Annotated in this window: 20 protein-coding genes; 3 read left to right on the forward strand and 17 right to left on the reverse strand. The window is 63.0% G+C overall.

Annotation, left to right across the window (positions count from 1 at the left end; translation table 11 throughout):
• Positions 1-6 precede the first annotated feature (6 nt).
• From NKH21_RS00205 to NKH21_RS00220, 4 genes are all read right to left on the reverse strand, one after another.
• Positions 7-270 carry a hypothetical protein gene (locus NKH21_RS00205; protein WP_352667264.1) on the reverse strand — a complete coding sequence of 88 codons (264 nt, stop codon included), beginning with the start codon at positions 268-270 and terminating at the stop codon, positions 7-9.
• Between the two features lie 249 nt (positions 271-519).
• Positions 520-1,335, reverse strand: a complete 816-nt coding sequence (locus NKH21_RS00210) for a CDP-alcohol phosphatidyltransferase family protein (protein WP_023677728.1) — start codon at positions 1,333-1,335, stop codon at positions 520-522.
• Between the two features lie 3 nt (positions 1,336-1,338).
• On the reverse strand, positions 1,339-2,037 hold the full coding sequence (locus NKH21_RS00215) for a phosphatidylserine decarboxylase (protein ID WP_352862639.1): 699 nt from the start codon (positions 2,035-2,037) through the stop codon (positions 1,339-1,341).
• A 127-nt stretch (positions 2,038-2,164) separates the two neighbouring features.
• Positions 2,165-2,488, reverse strand: coding sequence for a hypothetical protein (locus NKH21_RS00220; RefSeq protein ID WP_352862640.1), 324 nt, complete (start codon positions 2,486-2,488; stop codon positions 2,165-2,167).
• 104 nt (positions 2,489-2,592) lie between these two features.
• Between NKH21_RS00220 and NKH21_RS00225 the strand changes: the two genes are divergently transcribed.
• Positions 2,593-3,459, forward strand: a complete 867-nt coding sequence (locus NKH21_RS00225; RefSeq protein ID WP_352667270.1) for an SMP-30/gluconolactonase/LRE family protein — start codon at positions 2,593-2,595, stop codon at positions 3,457-3,459.
• A 5-nt stretch (positions 3,460-3,464) separates the two neighbouring features.
• Here NKH21_RS00225 and NKH21_RS00230 read toward each other — a convergent pair whose 3' ends face one another.
• The 4 genes from NKH21_RS00230 to NKH21_RS00245 all read right to left on the reverse strand — a co-directional run bounded on the left by NKH21_RS00230 (position 3,465) and on the right by NKH21_RS00245 (position 7,720).
• On the reverse strand, positions 3,465-3,812 hold the full coding sequence (locus tag NKH21_RS00230; RefSeq protein ID WP_352862641.1) for an antibiotic biosynthesis monooxygenase: 348 nt from the start codon (positions 3,810-3,812) through the stop codon (positions 3,465-3,467).
• An 88-nt stretch (positions 3,813-3,900) separates the two neighbouring features.
• The gene (locus tag NKH21_RS00235) at positions 3,901-5,787 is read right to left on the reverse strand and encodes an ABCB family ABC transporter ATP-binding protein/permease (protein ID WP_352862642.1); all 1,887 of its coding nucleotides are present in this window, start codon (positions 5,785-5,787) and stop codon (positions 3,901-3,903) included.
• A gap of 20 nt (positions 5,788-5,807) precedes the next feature.
• On the reverse strand, positions 5,808-6,182 hold the full coding sequence (locus NKH21_RS00240) for an ArsR/SmtB family transcription factor (RefSeq protein WP_352667277.1): 375 nt from the start codon (positions 6,180-6,182) through the stop codon (positions 5,808-5,810).
• 59 nt (positions 6,183-6,241) lie between these two features.
• Positions 6,242-7,720, reverse strand: coding sequence for a LysM peptidoglycan-binding domain-containing protein (locus tag NKH21_RS00245; RefSeq protein ID WP_352862643.1), 1,479 nt, complete (start codon positions 7,718-7,720; stop codon positions 6,242-6,244).
• Between the two features lie 114 nt (positions 7,721-7,834).
• On the opposite strand from NKH21_RS00245, the gene NKH21_RS00250 reads away from it, so the two are divergent.
• Entirely contained in the window at positions 7,835-8,446 is a 612-nt protein-coding gene (locus tag NKH21_RS00250; RefSeq protein WP_254820219.1) for an LOG family protein, read from the forward strand.
• An 87-nt stretch (positions 8,447-8,533) separates the two neighbouring features.
• On the opposite strand, the gene NKH21_RS00255 is transcribed toward NKH21_RS00250, so the two are convergent.
• The gene (locus tag NKH21_RS00255) at positions 8,534-9,421 is read right to left on the reverse strand and encodes a LysR family transcriptional regulator (protein ID WP_352862644.1); all 888 of its coding nucleotides are present in this window, start codon (positions 9,419-9,421) and stop codon (positions 8,534-8,536) included.
• Between the two features lie 118 nt (positions 9,422-9,539).
• Here NKH21_RS00255 and NKH21_RS00260 point away from each other — a divergent pair, with 118 nt between their 5' ends.
• The gene (locus NKH21_RS00260; protein WP_352862645.1) at positions 9,540-9,830 is read left to right on the forward strand and encodes a muconolactone Delta-isomerase family protein; all 291 of its coding nucleotides are present in this window, start codon (positions 9,540-9,542) and stop codon (positions 9,828-9,830) included.
• 55 nt (positions 9,831-9,885) lie between these two features.
• Here NKH21_RS00260 and rarD read toward each other — a convergent pair whose 3' ends face one another.
• From rarD to cysS, 8 genes are all read right to left on the reverse strand, one after another.
• Positions 9,886-10,818: an EamA family transporter RarD gene (gene rarD / locus NKH21_RS00265; RefSeq protein WP_352862646.1), complete on the reverse strand. Its 933-nt coding sequence runs from the start codon at positions 10,816-10,818 to the stop codon at positions 9,886-9,888.
• 127 nt (positions 10,819-10,945) lie between these two features.
• Entirely contained in the window at positions 10,946-11,485 is a 540-nt protein-coding gene (locus NKH21_RS00270; protein ID WP_352862647.1) for a hypothetical protein, read from the reverse strand.
• A 4-nt stretch (positions 11,486-11,489) separates the two neighbouring features.
• A complete protein-coding gene (gene cimA, locus NKH21_RS00275; RefSeq protein WP_352862648.1) occupies positions 11,490-13,112 on the reverse strand; it encodes a citramalate synthase in 1,623 nt (540 codons plus the stop codon).
• Positions 13,109-14,065, reverse strand: coding sequence for a prolyl aminopeptidase (pip, locus tag NKH21_RS00280; RefSeq protein ID WP_352862649.1), 957 nt, complete (start codon positions 14,063-14,065; stop codon positions 13,109-13,111). The genes cimA and pip overlap by 4 nt, the downstream gene beginning before the upstream one ends.
• Complete coding sequence (locus NKH21_RS00285) at positions 14,062-14,538, reverse strand: GFA family protein (protein WP_352448982.1); 477 nt, start codon at positions 14,536-14,538, stop codon at positions 14,062-14,064. Before NKH21_RS00285 ends, pip begins: the two co-directional genes overlap by 4 nt.
• A complete protein-coding gene (locus tag NKH21_RS00290) occupies positions 14,535-15,026 on the reverse strand; it encodes a GFA family protein (protein WP_352490919.1) in 492 nt (163 codons plus the stop codon). The genes NKH21_RS00285 and NKH21_RS00290 overlap by 4 nt, the downstream gene beginning before the upstream one ends.
• A 6-nt stretch (positions 15,027-15,032) precedes the next feature.
• Positions 15,033-15,419: a VOC family protein gene (locus tag NKH21_RS00295; protein WP_352862650.1), complete on the reverse strand. Its 387-nt coding sequence runs from the start codon at positions 15,417-15,419 to the stop codon at positions 15,033-15,035.
• On the reverse strand, positions 15,416-16,885 hold the full coding sequence (gene cysS, locus NKH21_RS00300; RefSeq protein ID WP_352862651.1) for a cysteine--tRNA ligase: 1,470 nt from the start codon (positions 16,883-16,885) through the stop codon (positions 15,416-15,418). Before cysS ends, NKH21_RS00295 begins: the two co-directional genes overlap by 4 nt.
• Between the last annotated feature and the right edge of the window lie 211 nt (positions 16,886-17,096).

The following is a 17,096-nucleotide window of genomic DNA, read 5'->3' on the forward strand; positions in this document are numbered from 1 at the left end:
CATGCATCAGAAGACCACCACCGACAACAGCAGAATGGCGCCGACGGCCATCATCAGCAGGCCCGGCCAGTTCTGCGACAGGCCGAGAAAACGGAGCCCGCGCCGCCGCGGCTCCAGGGTTGGACCTGGTGTTGCGAGATTGGGCGTCGCACTATCCGGCGCGGTGGAGACAGCGGCCGGCTCACTAAGCCGCCCGCGCATGATGGCAGCAACCGCCATATAGACGAGGCCGGCGACAGTCAGTAACGCGCCGATGAGGATGACAGCCATTTCTCCTCGTTTCCGATGGTTCTGCGCCCGATGCGGCAGCTTGCGCGACGCTGATTGCGTACTACCAGCTGCCGCTTAAAACGGACCTACCAAGCACAAACGGTCTAGCCGCCCAGCAAGTTCCGAAAACGGGTTTTTGAAGTGCATTCCGCGGCGCCGCGCGCTCTGCGAGCCGGTCCTAAGTCTAAACGGATGACCCTTTTCGGAATCATGCACTGCCAGGTGCAACGCGAACTGGCACCAAATCTGTCAGCCAATATCCGAGGACGGCACCTTCTCGCCTTCGCGCTTGGCGCGTCTCGAATAGGCGCGCACGCTGAACGGCAAGAAGACCAGATAGCCGGCAACCGAGGCCGTCAGCGTATACCAGGGATAGGTCATCAAAAGCAGGACGTAAAGGACGACTGCGAGGATGATCGGCAGCACCCTGTCGCCCGGTATCCTGACGCTCTTGCCGGAATAGACCGGCAGTCTGCTGACCAGCAGGAACGCCACCAATATTGTAAAGCCGGTGGCAATGAAGGCTGCCAGGCGGCTGGGTTCAAGGCCAAGCCTGAGGAAGAACAGATAGAGCGGCAGCATCACCAGCACCGCACCCGCCGGCGCCGGCACGCCAACGAAATATTCGGTCTGCCACTGCGGGCGGTCGAGCTCTTCGTCGAGCACGTTGAAACGGGCAAGCCTCATCCCACAGGCGATGGTGAACAGCAGCGCCGCGATCCAGCCCGGCGAACCTGCCCTGTCGAGCAGAAAGGCATAGAGCACCAGCGCCGGTGCCACGCCGAAATTGACGATATCGGCCAGCGAATCCATCTGGGCGCCGAATTTGGAAGTCGCCTTCAGCATTCGCGCCAGACGGCCGTCGATACCATCGAGGAAGGCGGCGAGCAGCACCATCACCACCGCTGGCTCGAAGCGGCCCTCAAAGCCGAAGCGAATACCGGACAGGCCGGCGCAAATGGCGAGCACAGTCACCAGGTTGGGCAGCACCATGCGCATTGGGATTTCGCGAATGCGCGGGCCACCGCCGCCATGCGCCTCGAATTTCTTGAACGGCGGCGCCACCGGTCAGGAGATCCGCACGAGCGGCGTTGCGGCAACGCCGCCGAATTCCGCCAGCACCGTCTCACCGCCGACCGCGGTCTGGCCGACCGCGACGCGCGGCGTCGCGGTCGAGGGCAGGAATACATCGACGCGCGAGCCAAAGCGGATCAGGCCGAAGCGCTCGCCGGTGCCGATGGCGCCGCCGGGCTCGGCCCAGCAGACGATGCGCCGCGCTACCAGGCCGGCGATCTGCACCGCGGCGACTGTTCCATTGGGGCTTTCGATGACCAGCCCGTTGCGCTCGTTCTCGGTGCTTGCCTTGTCGAGTTCGGCATTGAGGAATTTTCCTGGCCGATGCTCGATCCTGGAAATGCGGCCACGCACCGGGGAGCGGTTAACGTGGCAGGAAAAGACGTTCATGAACACTGAGATGCGGGTCATTTCACCACCACCTAGGCCGAGCTCGCGCGGCGGCACGGCCGGGCCGACCGCCGAGACGATGCCGTCGGCAGGGCTGACAACCAGCCGGTCGTCGATCGGCGTGACACGCTCGGGATCGCGGAAGAAATAGGCGCACCAGGCGGTCAGGATGAGACCGATCCAGAACAGGGTCGAGGACAAATAGCCAAGAAAGAGCGTCGCCGCGCCGAACGCAGCGATAAAGGGATAACCCTCGCGATGGATCGGAACGAACGCATTCTTGATCGTGTCGACGAGGCTCATGGGATGAGGATAACCTTGGTTCCAAGTCCGGCCTCAATAGCGGAAACACCCCGCGCTCGCAACGCGACAATGGGAGCGCTTGGAGGTGGCGGTCGTCGCCGTCTCAGAACGGTCAAGCGAAATCCCCTCAGGCACCCGCTGCCGCCGCTTGGTCGAAATACTCCTCGAGCTCGCGCCGATCGGCCTCCGCCAAGCTCTCTTCGTGGCTGCCGCGTAGCACGCCGCCTTTCGGGGTCGACTGGAGGAGGAATACATGCTCGTCGGCCATAACCACCCAGTTCACAACCGTGCCACCTTCCATAGGCACGACCGAGTTCGCAGAGACGACAGCATCGGTCGGATCGAACCCGGCCCTGCGCAGCAAGAGGTCGACAGCGACCGTGGATGCGCACGGCGCATCGCGCGGTTCCGTGCGGCTACTCAGGTCAAATATAAACGACGCCGTCGCCATCCTCATTGTCGGAACGCAGCACTCTCGCCCGTCCTTGGCAAAACAGCGCCTCTCATCGGCCTTTCAGCCATGACGATTTGCGCAAACCCGGAGGTTCTCGGCCCATGCAGAAATCAGCAGCTAGGCAAGTGCAAGTGGTCATGAACGGCTTGGCCTTCGGCGAGTCGCCGCGCTGGCACGACGGCCGGCTGTGGTTCTGCAACTGGGGCACAGGCCAGATCATTGCCGTTGACGCTCTGGGCAACAGCGAGATCGTGCTCACCGTGCCGGCCACCCTGCCCTATTCCATTGACTGGCTTCCGGACGGGCGCCTGCTTGTCGTCTCCGGCCGCGAAGGGCTGGTCCTCAGGCAGGAGGCAGACGGGAGGCTGGTCACCCATGCCGACCTGAGACACCTGTCGAAGAGCCCGTGGAACGAGATCGTGGTCGATGGGCGCGGCAACATATACGTCAATGGCGGTGGGCCTGCTCCGGCTCCCGGCCAGCATTTCGGCCCCGGCACCATCGTACTGGTCGCGCCTGACGGCTCGGTTCAGCAGGTGGCTGAGAACCTCGCCTTCGCCAATGGCATGGCGGTTACGCCTGACAACAAGACGCTTATCGTTGCCGAGTCCCACGCCAACCGGCTGACCGCCTTCGACATCGCTGCCGATGGTGGCCTTTCCAACCGGAGGGTCTGGGCCAATCTCGGCAACGGTTTTCCCGACGGCATCTGCCTCGATGCCGAAGGTGCGGCGTGGTATGCCGATGTTCCGAACCGGCATTGCGTGCGGGTGCGCGAGGGCGGCGCGATGCTCGAAAGCGTCGACGTCGATCGCGGCTGCTTTGCCTGCATGCTCGGCGGCAGCGAGAGAAAAACGCTGTTCATCGTCGCCGCCGAATGGCGCGGCTTCGAACATATGATCAGCGATGCCCGTACCGGCCAAGTGCTCAGCGTCGAGGCTATCGCGCCGGGCGCCGGCTGGCCGTAGAGAGCTTACATCCCGGGGATCCGCCGATAGTTGGCGATATCGGCCTTGACGCCAAGTCGCGCAATGGTCTCCTGAGGATTGAAGCCGCTGCGCTCATGCGCAGCCTTGATGATCGGCACGACCTTGTCGACAGCGGCCTGCCCTTCCCATTCGACAATGGTCACGAGGTTGAACTCGCCCGGCCCCGAGAATTGCTCGAGCAGGAAATCCTGGACGAACCCTTGCTGCTGGCGCAGCAATTCATGCGTCATCCGGACCTTGGCAAGAATCTCCTCGCGGGCATTGGCCGGAACGACAAACTTGTCCACCCGGAATACGCTGCCGCCACTGACTGCCTGATTTATCCCATTCATATCGATTGTCTCCGTTTTGAACGACGCATCTTGCTGCGATCCAAAACGGCCTACGATCTCAACTTAAGTTGAGGTCAAGCACGAATTTTCAGCTCACCTCGGAGGTGCGGCGGCGGACGACGACGCCGAACTCGTCGCTTTCGCGGGCAATGCGCAGCCGCTCCTCGGCCTCGCTTGCCTCGCGCTGACGGTCCCACATCGACGCATAAAGGCCGCGCTTGGCTATCAAGGCGACATGGGTGCCGCGCTCGGCGATCTGGCCATCCTGCAGGACGATGATCTCGTCGGCCGAAATCACCGTCGACAGCCGGTGGGCGATGACGATGGTGGTGCGGCCCTGGCTGACCAGGTCGAGTGCCGCCTGGATCTCCTGCTCGGTGTGGCTGTCCAGCGCCGAGGTCGCCTCGTCGAGCATCAGGATCGGCGGTGCCTTCAAAATGGTGCGGGCAATCGCCACCCGCTGCTTCTCGCCGCCGGACAGTTTCAGCCCGCGCTCGCCGACCATTGAGCGATAGCCGTCGGGCAGCCGCTCGATGAACGGTCCGATCTGGGCCAGTTCTGCCGCCTTGCGCACATCCTCCTCGCTGGCGCCGACGCGGCCGTAGCGGATGTTGTAGGCGATGGTGTCGTTAAACAGCACCGTGTCCTGCGGCACCATGCCGATGGCGGCGCGCAAGCTCTCCTGCGTCACGTCGCGAATGTCCTGGCCGTCGATCAGAATCTTGCCGCGCTGGATGTCGTAGAAGCGAAACAGAAGCCGCGAAATGGTCGACTTGCCGGCTCCGGAGGGGCCGACAATGGCCACCGTCTTGCCGGCTGGCACCTCGAAGCTGATGCCCTTCAGGATCTTGCGGTTGGGGTCGTAGGAAAAATGTACGTCGCGGAACTCGACCTTGCCGGCATCGACGCCCAGCGGCTTGGCGCCCGGCCGATCGACGATCTCGCGTTTGACGTCGAGCAGATCGAACATGTTTTCGATATCGGTCAGGCCCTGGCGAATTTCGCGGTAGATCATGCCGATGAAATTCAGCGGCACCGAAAGCTGCATGAGCATGGCGTTGACGAAGACGAAATCGCCGACGCTCTGTGTGCCTGCCTTCACCTCGAGCGCCGACATCACCATGACGACGGTCATGCCGATGCCGAAGATCACACCTTGGCCGAAGTTCAGCCAGCCAAGCGAGGTCCAGGTCCTGGTCGCCGCCACCTCATAGCGCGCCGTGGACCGGTCGAAGCGCTCGGCCTCCATGGCTTCGTTGTTGAAATATTTGACTGTTTCGTAGTTGAGCAGCGAGTCGATCGCCTTCGTGCTGGCTTCATTGTCGCTGTCGTTCATCTCGCGGCGGATCGAAATACGCCAATCGCTCGCCCTGACGGTGAACCAGACATAGAGCCAGACCGTGACCGCGATCACCAAGACGTATAGCCAGCCATAGGTGACGGCGAAGATGCCGGCGGTGAGCGCGAATTCGACGATTGTCGGCGCCGTCGCCAGCATGGTGAAGCGGACGATCGTCTCGATGCCCTTCGTGCCGCGCTCGATGACGCGCGACAGTCCGCCGGTGCGCCGTTCGAGGTGGAAGCGCAGCGACAGTTCGTGCATGTGCACGAAGGTACGGAAGGCGAGCCGGCGCACCGCATGCTGGCCGACCCGTGCAAACAGGGCGTCGCGCAACTGGTTGAAGCCGAGTTGCACCAGCCGCACGGCATTGTAGGCGACGACCAGCATGACCGGCGCCAGGAGGAAGGCCGGCAGCGGCGGCGGCGATTTGCTATCGCCGGCCAGTGCGTCGGTCGCCCATTTGAAGAAATAGGGTCCGGCCACCAGGGTCAGCTTGGCGACAACCAGCAGCACGGTGGCCCACACCACCCGCGCCCTCAGGTCGGCGCGGTCGGCCGGCCACATATAGGGCCAGAGATTGCGCAACGTTCTAAAGGTCGAGCCGGAATCGGCGGAAACGGTTTTCTCGGCCATTCTTGTTTACCTTTATGATTTTAGCGGCCGGAGCAGCAGGAATCGACCAGCGCGGCCAGCGATGCCGAAACATCGGCGAGCGCGGCACGGTCGATCTCATAGCGCGAGCGCTGGCGGTCAGGCTCGAAGCGGATCAGCCCGGCCTCGACCAGGATCTTCAAATGCTGGGAAACAGTGGACTGCGCCAGGTCGAGATGCTCGACGACCTCGCGGCAGCAGCAGGAACGGCTGGCGGAAAGGTGCTTGAGAATTTCGATCCGCGCGGGATGCGAAAGGGCCGCGAGCCGGACGGCGACAGCGCGGCTATCCGGCGTACAGTTCGCCGGCATGCAGTTGGCCGGCGCGCGTTCATCTGCCGCGCGGCTTCGGTCCGTTACGAGGGGGGATTCGGTCATCGTCCATCGGCGATAAACGATGACTGGCCCCGCCGCAAGCTATCCCGATGGGCAGAACGCTACTCGGCCTTGGCTGGCGCCGTCGTCATCTGGTCGCCCATTGCCTTGAGATCGGCGGGCTCGCCTTCCTTCGATTTCTCCGGCACCTTGAACACCTGCCCCGGCCAGATGCGGTTCGGATTGCTGATCTGGTCCTGGTTGGCGAGATAGATGGTCGAGTAGCGCATGCCCTGGCCATAGACCCGCCGCGAAATCCGCCACAGCGTGTCATGGCGGCGGATAATGACTGCGCCATCGGCATGTTCGAGCTTTGGAGCCACGGTCTCGGGGGTTTCGCCCGAAGGCGTTGTGGCGGCCATTTCGGCCGGGGCCTCGGTTGTAGGAGTGGGGGCAGTTGCGGGCGTTTCGGCGGCCGTTGCCGGTGCGGCTTCGGTCGCCGGAGCATTCGGCTCGGCGGGCGCTACGGCGGCAACCGCCTCACCAGGCTCGCGCTCGAACGGCACAGCGGCACGGGCCACCACCGTCACGCCGTCGGCGTCGAGCGCATCGACGTGGATGGTGTAGGTGCCGACCGGGATGTCACGTGTCGCTTCGACCAGGAAGTGGCGGTCGGGCGAGGTCTTCGCGTCGCCGAGCAGGATATCGTTAGCATAGGCGCGCACCTTGCGGCCGGGATCGGCGAGCCCGGCAACGAAAATCTTGTTGCCGTCGATTTCGACAGCTTCGACGACGATCTTCGGCTCCACCGCGGGAGTAGCGGGCGCTGCCGGTGTGGCGGGTGCTGCCGAAGCCGCCGGCGCGGCTTCAACAGCGGCCGGCGCGGCAGGAGCAGGCGCTGCTGGAACATCAGCCGCCGGGGCGGCTGGCGCCGGCGCTACGGCAGCCGGCAATTCGGTGTCGGTGGCGGGTGGCTGAACGGCCGCCGGTTCGCCGACAGGCGGCGAGGCGTCAGATTTCGCCTGAGGGGCCGGAACAGTGAGCAGTTCGGACGGCTTGCCCGGCTCCTCGACCATTGCCAGCACCTGGCCGGTGGAATTCTGGGGGATCGAAACGACGGCGGTCTGCGCCGAGGCGGTCACGACATTGCCAGCAGTCGAGCGCAGTGTGATCGTGTAGTCGCCGGGCTTCAGCTGATCGTCGAGAATAATGGCAAAGGCGCCGTCGGGACCGGCGACCGTCGAGCCGAGTACAGCCGAACCGTTGAGAATCTCGACCGTGGCGTTGGGCGCCGCATTGCCGGCGACGACGATCGAGCCGTTGCTTTCGACGCGCACGATGTCGAAGGTCGGCACTATTGCACCTGCTGCGGCCGGCGCGGCGGGCGCTGCGGCATCGGTGGACGCGGCGGGCGCAGGCGGCAGCCGGCCCTCGGTCGCCGGAGCGGCCGGTTTCGAAGCCGGCGGCGTCAGCGCCGCGACCTCCGCAGGCCGGGTAAGATTGAGATACGGGTCGAGTGCGCCCGATACATAGGCGGTTCCCGCCGCGGCGACAGAGCCGCCAGCCGCGAACAAAAACGCCTTCAACGGATTAATTGCCATGTTTCCCTGCCCCTTAGCCACCTAATTTCGGTCTAGCCTGTTTTGCCAAAGCCGACAAGAAAAAGCCCGCCCCAGGGCTTGACCATGCCAATAGTCCCTATCACCAATCATAACATGAACACGATTCGATCTGTCTGCGTCTATTGCGGCTCCTCCCCGGGCCGAGATGAAACCTATATCAAGGCCGGACACCTGCTTGGCCGCTCGATCGCCAAGTCCGGCCTGCGTCTGATTTATGGCGGCGGCACTAAAGGTATCATGGGTGCCGTCGCTGAAGGGGCGTTAAAGGCCGGCGGTAAGGTAACCGGCATAATTCCACGTTTTCTGATCAACCGGGAGGCGACCGAAACCGCGCTTAACCGGCTCGACGAGCTCGTCATCACCGACAACATGCACGAGCGCAAACACAGGATGTTCGAGAAATCCGACGCCTTTGTGGCGTTGCCCGGCGGCATCGGCACCGTCGAGGAGATCGTCGAAATCATGACTTGGGCGCAGCTCGGCCATCACCGCAAGCCGATCGTCTTCGGCAACGTCGGAGGGTTCTGGGATCCGATGCTGGCGTTGCTCGATCACATGGCAACGGAGGGCTTCATCCACACGGCGCAACGGGTCAAGCCGCTGGTGGTCGAGGATCCGGAAGCAATCGTCGCCGCTATCATGGTGGCGGGATCCTCCGTCGATGCACCGACGGAGGGCGTGCAGTCGGTGATTGATAAGATGTAGAGTGAATGGTGACTAGTGAATAGCGAAGTACAAGACCTTCCGAATCGGCACCTGCCTACTGACTACTGACTACTGACTATTCACTATTCACTCCTTCCCTACCGCCTTCCTTAAGTCCGCAATGACCGCGCGCTTGTCCTGACGCCGCCAGGCGAGATGGATCGAGACGGTGCGTTCGAACCACGGCAGATCGCGAAACACGATCTGAGGCGGCGCGGCACTCCGCAGGCTGGCCTGCACCGTCGCCAGCCCAAGCCCGGCGCTGACCAAGCCCAACGACGTCAACGGATCGGTCGTCTCATAGGCTATGTCGGGCAGGAAGCCGGCCTTCGCACAGGCGGCGAGAAATTGGCTGCGGTTGGTGTCGTCAGGCTGGCGCACCACAGTGATCCAGGTGCGTCCGTCCAGTTGCTGCGGCAGTATCTCCGCGATATCGGCCAATGGATCGCTTTCCGGCATCGCCAGAACCAGCGGCTCGCGCATGATGAGCATGGCGGCGATGTCGGGATCGTCGGCAGAAGGAGGCGTGTAGACGAGGCCCAGATCGAGCGATCGTTCGCGCAGCGCTTCGACCTGCGCGGCGGAACGCTGGCCCTTCAGTTGAAGATGAAATTCGGGCCGGTCGCGGCGAAACTGGCGCAGCATCCGAGCGACAAGCCCGGCATGGACCGCACCTTCGACATAGCCGATGGCGAGACGGCCGACCGTACCGCCGGCGAGATTGCGGCCGAGCTCCTCCAGCCGTCTTGCATGGGCCAGCAGCGCACGCGCCTCGGCAAGAAAAGCGCGGCCCTCAGCATTGAGATGAACACGCTGCCTCGCCCTCTCGAACAGTGCGACGCCCAGCTGCTCCTCCAGCTGCATGATCTGACGGCTGAGCGGCGACTGCGAGATGTGCAGCAATGCGGCGGCACGCCCAACGTTGCCGGTTTCGGCCACCGTGATGAAATAGCGGAGCTGGCGCAGGTCGAACATTGTTGCTTCGATTCTCAAGTCCCGTGAGGTCTCAACTTTAGCTTAATCAGTCTTGGACTGTCTGGCCAGCAGAAGTGAATATTTCCGCCATTCCAACGGCCAACATCAGGAGACTCCGATGCAGTTCTTTGCCCTTCTTGCGCGCAACACCGAAAAGTTTACCGACGCCGATTTCGCGCCGCTGCTGCCTGGCGAGGCCGAGCAGCGCCGCACGCTCTATGCCGAAGGCGCCGTGCGTCAGGTGTGGAATCGGGGCGACATTCCCGGCAGCGGCATGATGTTCGAAGCCGGCAGCGATGCCGATGTGCGCAACCATCTCGCAACTTTACCGGTGGTCAAGGCCGGCATGATGGATATTGCCGCCGTCGTGCCGCTGCAGCCATATCCCGGCTTTGGGCCGAAGCGCTGAGCGCTCGTGAAAGACGCGGCTGCCGGCATTAAGACCGGCCAGCCGCCTTTCTTCGTTAGGCGGCTCGAGCGGATGCGGCAACGGTCTTGCGCGCCGTAGAAAACATCGACCAGGAGTACATCGCCAGCGCCGCCCAGATCAGCCCGAAGGCTATGGCCTGAACGCTGCCGAACGGTTCGCCGAAAATCAGCACCGCGATCAAAAAGACGATTGTCGGCGCGATATACTGCATGATGCCGATGGTGGAGAGGCGCAGCAGCCTGGCGCCGAATGCAAACAACAGCAGCGGCACGGCGGTGACCGGGCCGCAGCCGATCAGCAAGGCGGTGTCGTTCAGCGAGCTGGAGACGAAATGATCCTGTCCTGTGGCGATCAGGAAGATGATGTAGCCGAGTGCCGGCACCGACAGCAGCAGCACTTCAAGCAGGAAGCCCTGGCTCGGGCCGATCGGCAGCGTCTTGCGGAAGAAGCCATAGGCGGCAAAGGAAAAGGCCAGCACCAGCGACACCCAGGGCAGCTTGCCGGCGTCGATGGTCAGCACCGCGACCGCGATTGCCGCCAGCACCACCGCCGCAATCTGCAGGCGGTCGAGCCGCTCGCCGAGGAGCAGAGCGCCGACAACGACGCTGACCAGCGGGTTGATGTAGTAGCCGAGCGCGGTCTCGATGGTGCGGTCGACCGCGATCGCCCAGACATAGATGCCCCAGTTGACCGAGATCAGCGCCGCCGTCAGCACCGCCATCGAAATGATGCGCGGCGAACGAACTGCCGCTTTGAAATCGGCAGTGCGGCCCGCCCAGACCAGGACGGCGGCAGCGATCGGCACCGACCAGACGATGCGGTGGGCGATGACTTCGGCCAGCGGCAGATGCGCGACAGCCTTCATGTAGAAGGGCAGCAGCCCCCAAAGCAGGTAGGCGCCGAGCGCCAGCAGGAAGCCGCGACGAGCTTTGGTGTCGGCCTCGATTTGAAGTGTTTGGGTAGTCATGGCCCAAGGCTATGCGCCAGCGGCTTGCCCAAAACCATCGCAAATTGCTGATGGATCAATGGAGTCTCGCTGATGGTTCAAGAACCCGGCGTTTTCACCAGTTCATTGAAATGCGCGAAGCCCGCAGTCATTTGGTTTCGCCGGGCGCAGGCACCAATTCCATGAATTCCGCTCCAACGGTGTCGTGACGAAAGCCCGTCACGCATTCTGCCACCTCGAGCGGAATATCTGCGATGAAGTCTATGGTGGCAGCACCGGCGTCCTCGCGATCCTGATCTGCGAAGCGCTCGCGGCGGATCTCCTCGAAACAGGATGGAAGGTTTCCTGTCGCTTCCAGGTTGCGCGCACCGTCTGCGCTGGTGTGTCGTATGCTCCAGACTTCGTGCCCGTCGCGCCACTGTTCGGCCCATTGCAGCATGACCGTATCGATATTGTGAACGACGACAATGTCCCTGCCCGTCGAAAGGTTAGCCAGGCGCTTCTCGTCCACCAGGTCCATGTTCACGTCGTTAAAAATGACAACAGACCAATTTTGACCAACCGTCACGCCATTGTAGTCAAAATCAAAAACCTCGTCCGATTGTCTGCTCTGAGCCAGACCGAAAGCCAGCGCTGCCTTCGCGAGTGGCAGACCATTGAATGCGACCCAGCTTATCGTGAAGCCCATTTCCTCACTCCGCCGCTGCCAATCCCGCCATGTCGCGGTTCTTCATCAGCTTGTAGACGATCGAATCCATCAGTGCCTGGAACGAAGCATCGATGATGTTTTCGGAGACGCCGACCGTCCACCAGCGCGCACCGGTGCCGTCATGCGATTCGATCAGCACGCGGGTGATCGCCTCGGTGCCGCCATTGAGGATACGCACCTTGAAGTCGGCCAGCTCGAGATCGGCGATCTCGCTCTGGAATTTGCCGAGATCCTTGCGCAGCGCAATGTCGAGCGCGTTGACCGGGCCATGGCCTTCGGCGACCGACATCTTCTCCTCGCCCTCGACCAGCACTTTCACGATCGCCTCCGAGACCGTCTTCAGCTGGCCGTTGGCGTCGAAGCGGCGCTCGACCATGCAGCGGAACGAGGTGACGCGGAAGAATTCCGGCAGGCCGTGCAGCATCTTGCGCGCCAGAAGCTCGAAGCTGGCGTCGGCGCCTTCGTAAGCGTAGCCCTCCGCCTCACGTTCCTTGACTACAGCGATCAGAGCGTCGAGGCGATGGTCATCCCGGGGCATGTCGATGCCGCGCCGCTTCAGCTCGGCCAGGAAATTGGCCTTGCCACCCTGGTCCGAAACCATGACACGGCGGCGGTTGCCGACTGTCTCTGGCGGCACATGCTCGTAGGTCGCCGGCTCCTTGGCCAGCGCCGAGGCATGGATGCCGGCCTTGGTGGCGAAAGCGGAGGCCCCGACATAGGGCGCCTGCGCTTCCGGCGCGCGGTTCAGCAACTCGTCGAAGGCGCGGGACAGGCGCGATATACCGGTCAACGCCTCTGCCGAAATGCCTGTAGCAAAGCGCCCCGAAAAGGCCGGCTTCAACGCCAGTGTCGGCACGATTGAGATCAGGTTGGCGTTGCCGCAGCGCTCGCCGATGCCGTTTAGCGTGCCCTGGATCTGGCGCACGCCGGCCTCCACGGCGGCAAGCGAATTCGCCACTGCCTGGCCGGTGTCGTCATGGGCGTGGATGCCGAGATGGTCGCCCGGCATGCCGGCCGCGATCACCTTTTCGACGATGGCGCGCACCTCGGAGGGCTGCGTGCCGCCATTGGTGTCGCACAGCACCACCCAGCGCGCGCCGGCATCGTAGGCCGTCCTGGCGCAGGCCAGCGCATAATCGGGATTGGCCTTGAAGCCGTCGAAGAAATGCTCACAGTCGACCATCGCCTCCTTGCCGGCAGTGAGCGCCGCCTCGACCGAGGCCTTGATCGCCTCGAGGTTCTCCTCATTGGTGCAGCCGAGGGCGACGCGGACATGGTAGTCCCAACTCTTGGCGACGAAGCAGATGGCGTCCGACTTCGACTGGACCAGCGCGGCAAGGCCGGGATCGTTCGAGATCGACACTCCTGCCCGTTTGGTCATGCCAAAGGCAACGAACTTGGCATCGGCCGTGCGACGCTCGGCAAAGAAGGTGGTGTCGGTTGGATTGGCGCCGGGGTAGCCGCCCTCGACGTAGTCGATGCCGAACTCGTCGAGCAGCTTGGCGATGGCGATCTTGTCCTCGACGGAAAAGTCGATACCCGGCGTCTGCTGACCATCGCGCAGCGTGGTGTCGAACAGATAAAGGCGCTCGCGATCCATGGTCATTTCCCGGCAAACATGTCCGTTGCGCGGATCAGCCTGTCGAGGATGCCCGGCTCCGAATAGGCGTGGCCGGCGCCTTCGATCAGATGGAAATCCGCTTTCGGCCACGCCTTGTGCAGCGCCCAGGCATAGCGCGCCGAGCAAGGCATGTCGTAGCGGCCGTGAACGATGGTACCCGGGATATCCTTAAGCTTCCATGCATCGCGCAGCAGCTGTCCCTCTTCCAGCCAGCCGGCATGGACGAAATAGTGGTTCTCGATACGGGCGAAAGCCAGGGCATAATCATCCTGGCCGAAGGGACCACTGGTTTCCGGTTCCGGCAGCAGCGTGATCGTCTCGCCCTCCCACAGGCTCCAGGCGCGAGCGGCCTCGACCTGCGCCACAGGATCGCTGCCGACCAGCCGTTTGCGATAGGCGGCCATCATGTCGCCGAGCTCAGCCTCCGGGATCGGCGCCATGAACCGCTCCCACTTGTCGGGGAACATCTCTGACACGCCGAACTGGTAGTACCATTCGAGTTCGGCGCGAGTCAGCGTGTAGATGCCGCGCACGACCAGTTCGCTGACCCGCTCTGGGTGGGTCTCGGCATAGGCCAGCGCCAGCGTCGAACCCCACGAGCCGCCGAACACCAGCCATTTATCGAAGCCGCACATTTTTCGCAGGCGCTCGATGTCGGCGACCAGGTGCCAGGTGGTGTTGGCTTCAAGCGAGGCATTGGGCGTCGATTTTCCGCAGCCGCGCTGGTCGAACAGGATGACATCGTACAGCTTCGGATCGAACAGCCGCCGGTGCTTTGGCGAAATGGTGCCGCCCGGCCCGCCATGCAGGAATACAGCCGGCTTGGCACCGCGGGTGCCGGAGCGCTCCCAATAAACCTGATGGCCATCGCCAACGTCGAGCATGCCGGACTCGAAAGCCTCGATCTCGGGATAGAGGATACGGAATTCGCTGCTCATAATTTCAGGCCCTGCTGCGGCCAGTTGGCCGTCTCGTGATCGGGATGCTGGAAGGAGATGATGGATTCCTGCCGCGCGTAGAAATCCGGGTCGTCATGGATCGGCGCGTCGAAGATCGTCTCGACCCAAGGCAGCCTCGCGGCGTAGTTGACCTGGATCTGCGGCGCCAGATCGGAACGGTCGTCGAAGGCGCCGATGGCGATCTCCAGCGCGCCGGGCTGGCGGTAGGTCAGCGGTGTGCCGCAGCGGGCGCAGAAGCCGCGATCGATGTTGACCGACGACTGAAAGTAACTCGGCTCCTCGCGCACCCATTCAACGCCGTCGCTCGGCACTGTCACCAGCGCGCCGAAAAACGACCCGAACTGTTTCTGGCACATGCGGCAATGACAAATGGACGGGCGGCCGAGCGCCCCGTGGATGCGGAAGCGCACGGCGCCGCATTGGCAGCCGCCGGTACGAACGGTTTCGGTCATGATTTTTCCTCCGGCGGCCATTGTTCGGTGTCGTGGTCGGGATGTTGGTAGGAGACGAGATCGGCGAGATAGGAGGCAGACGAAACGTCGGCCATTGTCTCCTCACCGGGCAATTCGTGGACGTGATCTACGTAGGGGAGCTTGGCTTCGACACCCCATTGGATCGTCGGCGCGATCTCCTCGGGGTGGTCGAATGCGGCGATGGCGAGCGCCACGCCGTCGGGCGCTTCGAACGTCAGCGGCGTGCCGCATTCGGCGCAGAAACCGCGCAAAGCCGCGTTGGACGAGCGGAAACGTTTGGGCTCACCGCGCGTCCAGTCCAGCCTTGCGCCGCGCACCGAGACCAGCGGCAGGTAGAAATTGCCGCTCGCCTTCTGGCACATGCGGCAATGGCAGACGGAAGCATCGCCGAGCGCGCCTTCGACGCGGAAGCGCACCGCGCCGCACTGGCAGCCGCCTGAATACACTGGTTTGTTGTCGAGGCTCATCGCGCATTACTCCGGAGCATGGCAGACCGCCTCGACATTGTTGCCGTCGGGATCGAAGACGAAGGCAGCGTAATAGTTGGGGTGGTAGTGCGGTCGCAGGCCCGGCCCGCCATTGTCCTTGCCGCCGGCGGCGATCGCCGCGGCGTGAAAGGCATCGACCTCGGCGCGGCTGCGCGCGGTGAAAGCGACATGCTGATGATCCTTCGGCTTGTCCTTGCCGGCATGCAGCCAAAACACCGGCCGGTCGCGGCCGTAGCCGCCGACCTTGGCGCCGCCGGTATATTCCTGCGGCACCATGTAAAGCAGCGAGGCACCGAGCGGCGCCATCGCCCTGTCGTAAAAAGCCTTCGACACGTCGAAATCTGAAACGGTGATGCCGAGATGATCGATCATCGTTTTACCTCCCAGGTGGTGATGCGTTCGCCGGTGATGGGGTCCTTGCCGTCCTTCAACTGGATGCCGTGCGCCAGCAACTCGTCGCGGATGCGGTCGGCCCCGGCCCAGTTCTTGGCGGCGATCAGCGCGAGGCGTTTGGCGATCGCCTTGGCAATAGCTTCTTCATCCACCTTGGCTGTTTCGACATCGAAGCCGAGGAACAACAGCGATGCCTTCAGCGAAGCGGCAGCATCGTTGCCTTCGGCGGCTGCGTTGCCACTACCAGTGTTGAAATCAACAGCATCGCCAGCCAACTGCGTCAGCAACTGGAATGCGGCATAGCTGGCAAGGTCATCCGACAGCGCTTCGATCACATCCGCCGGCACCGGCTTTGCCGTCGGCGGCGCCAGATCGGCCGCCCGCTTCCATTTGCGCAGCGTATTCTCCGCCTCTTCCAGCTTGCGCACGGAAAAGTCGATCGGCTCGCGATAGTGCGTCATCAGCATCGCCAGCCTGAGCACCTCGCCCGGCCATTTGCGGCCGCCAAAGGTATCCGTCTCCAGCAATTCGGTGATCGAATAGAAATTGCCCAGGCTCTTGGACATCTTCTGCCCTTCGACCTGCAGAAAGCCGTTGTGCATCCACACCTTGGCCATCGTTTCGGTGCCGTGGGCGCAACGCGACTGCGCGATCTCGTTCTCGTGGTGCGGAAAGATCAGGTCGAGACCACCGCCATGGATGTCGAACACTTCGCCGAGATAGGCGGCCGACATCGCCGAGCACTCGATGTGCCAGCCCGGCCGACCCCTGCCCCAGGGACTGTCCCAGCCCGGTTCCTCGGGCGAAGACAATTTCCACAGCACGAAATCCTGCGGGTTTTTCTTATGCGCATCGACGGCGACGCGGGCGCCGGCCTGCTGCTCGTCGAGATTGCGCTTCGACAACTGCCCGTAGTCCGGCATGGAAGCGGTGTCGAACAGGACTTCTCCAGCCGCGACATAGGCATGGCCGCGTTCGATCAAGCGCTGAATCAAGAAGATCATGTCGACCTTGCCGTCGGGCCTGGGCTCGACGAACTCGGTGGCGCGCGGCTCGACCGTCGGTTCCAGGCAACCGAGCGCCGCAACGTCCTTGTGGAACTGGTCGGCGGTCTTTTCGGTGACCCGCCTGATCGCTTCGTTCAGCGACAGCTTGCCAGAGGCAATCTCGCCGCCGAAATCGCGCAGTGCGCGGGCGTTGATCTTGTCGTCGACGTCCGTAATGTTGCGGACGTAAGTGACGTGCGCTTGCCCGTAGAGATGGCGCAGCAAACGGAACAGCACGTCGAAGACGATCACCGGCCGCGCATTGCCGATATGGGCGAAGTCATAGACCGTCGGGCCGCAGACATACATGCGCACGTTGCGCGGATCGATCGGGAAGAAATCCTCCTTGCTCCGCGTTAGCGTGTTGTAGAGGCGCAGGCTCTTCGATGCGTCAGACATACGTGCGTTCCCGGTGCGTACTTTGGCATGATCTTTTGGGATCGTGCTCTGGATGGAGTCGGTTACGCCGAGGCGCAAATCGGGGTCCAGCCTGCTGGCCGGGGCGTTTGTCCAATCTGGGAGGAGATGAGGCGAAAACGTCCAGGACCAGCGCGAGGCTAGCCGATAATGCAAATGCCACAAATGGCGAAAGACGTTCTCATGGCCGGCT

Origin of the sequence: Mesorhizobium sp. M1329 (assembly GCF_040318035.1) — a bacterium.
Lineage (GTDB): Bacteria > Pseudomonadota > Alphaproteobacteria > Rhizobiales > Rhizobiaceae > Mesorhizobium.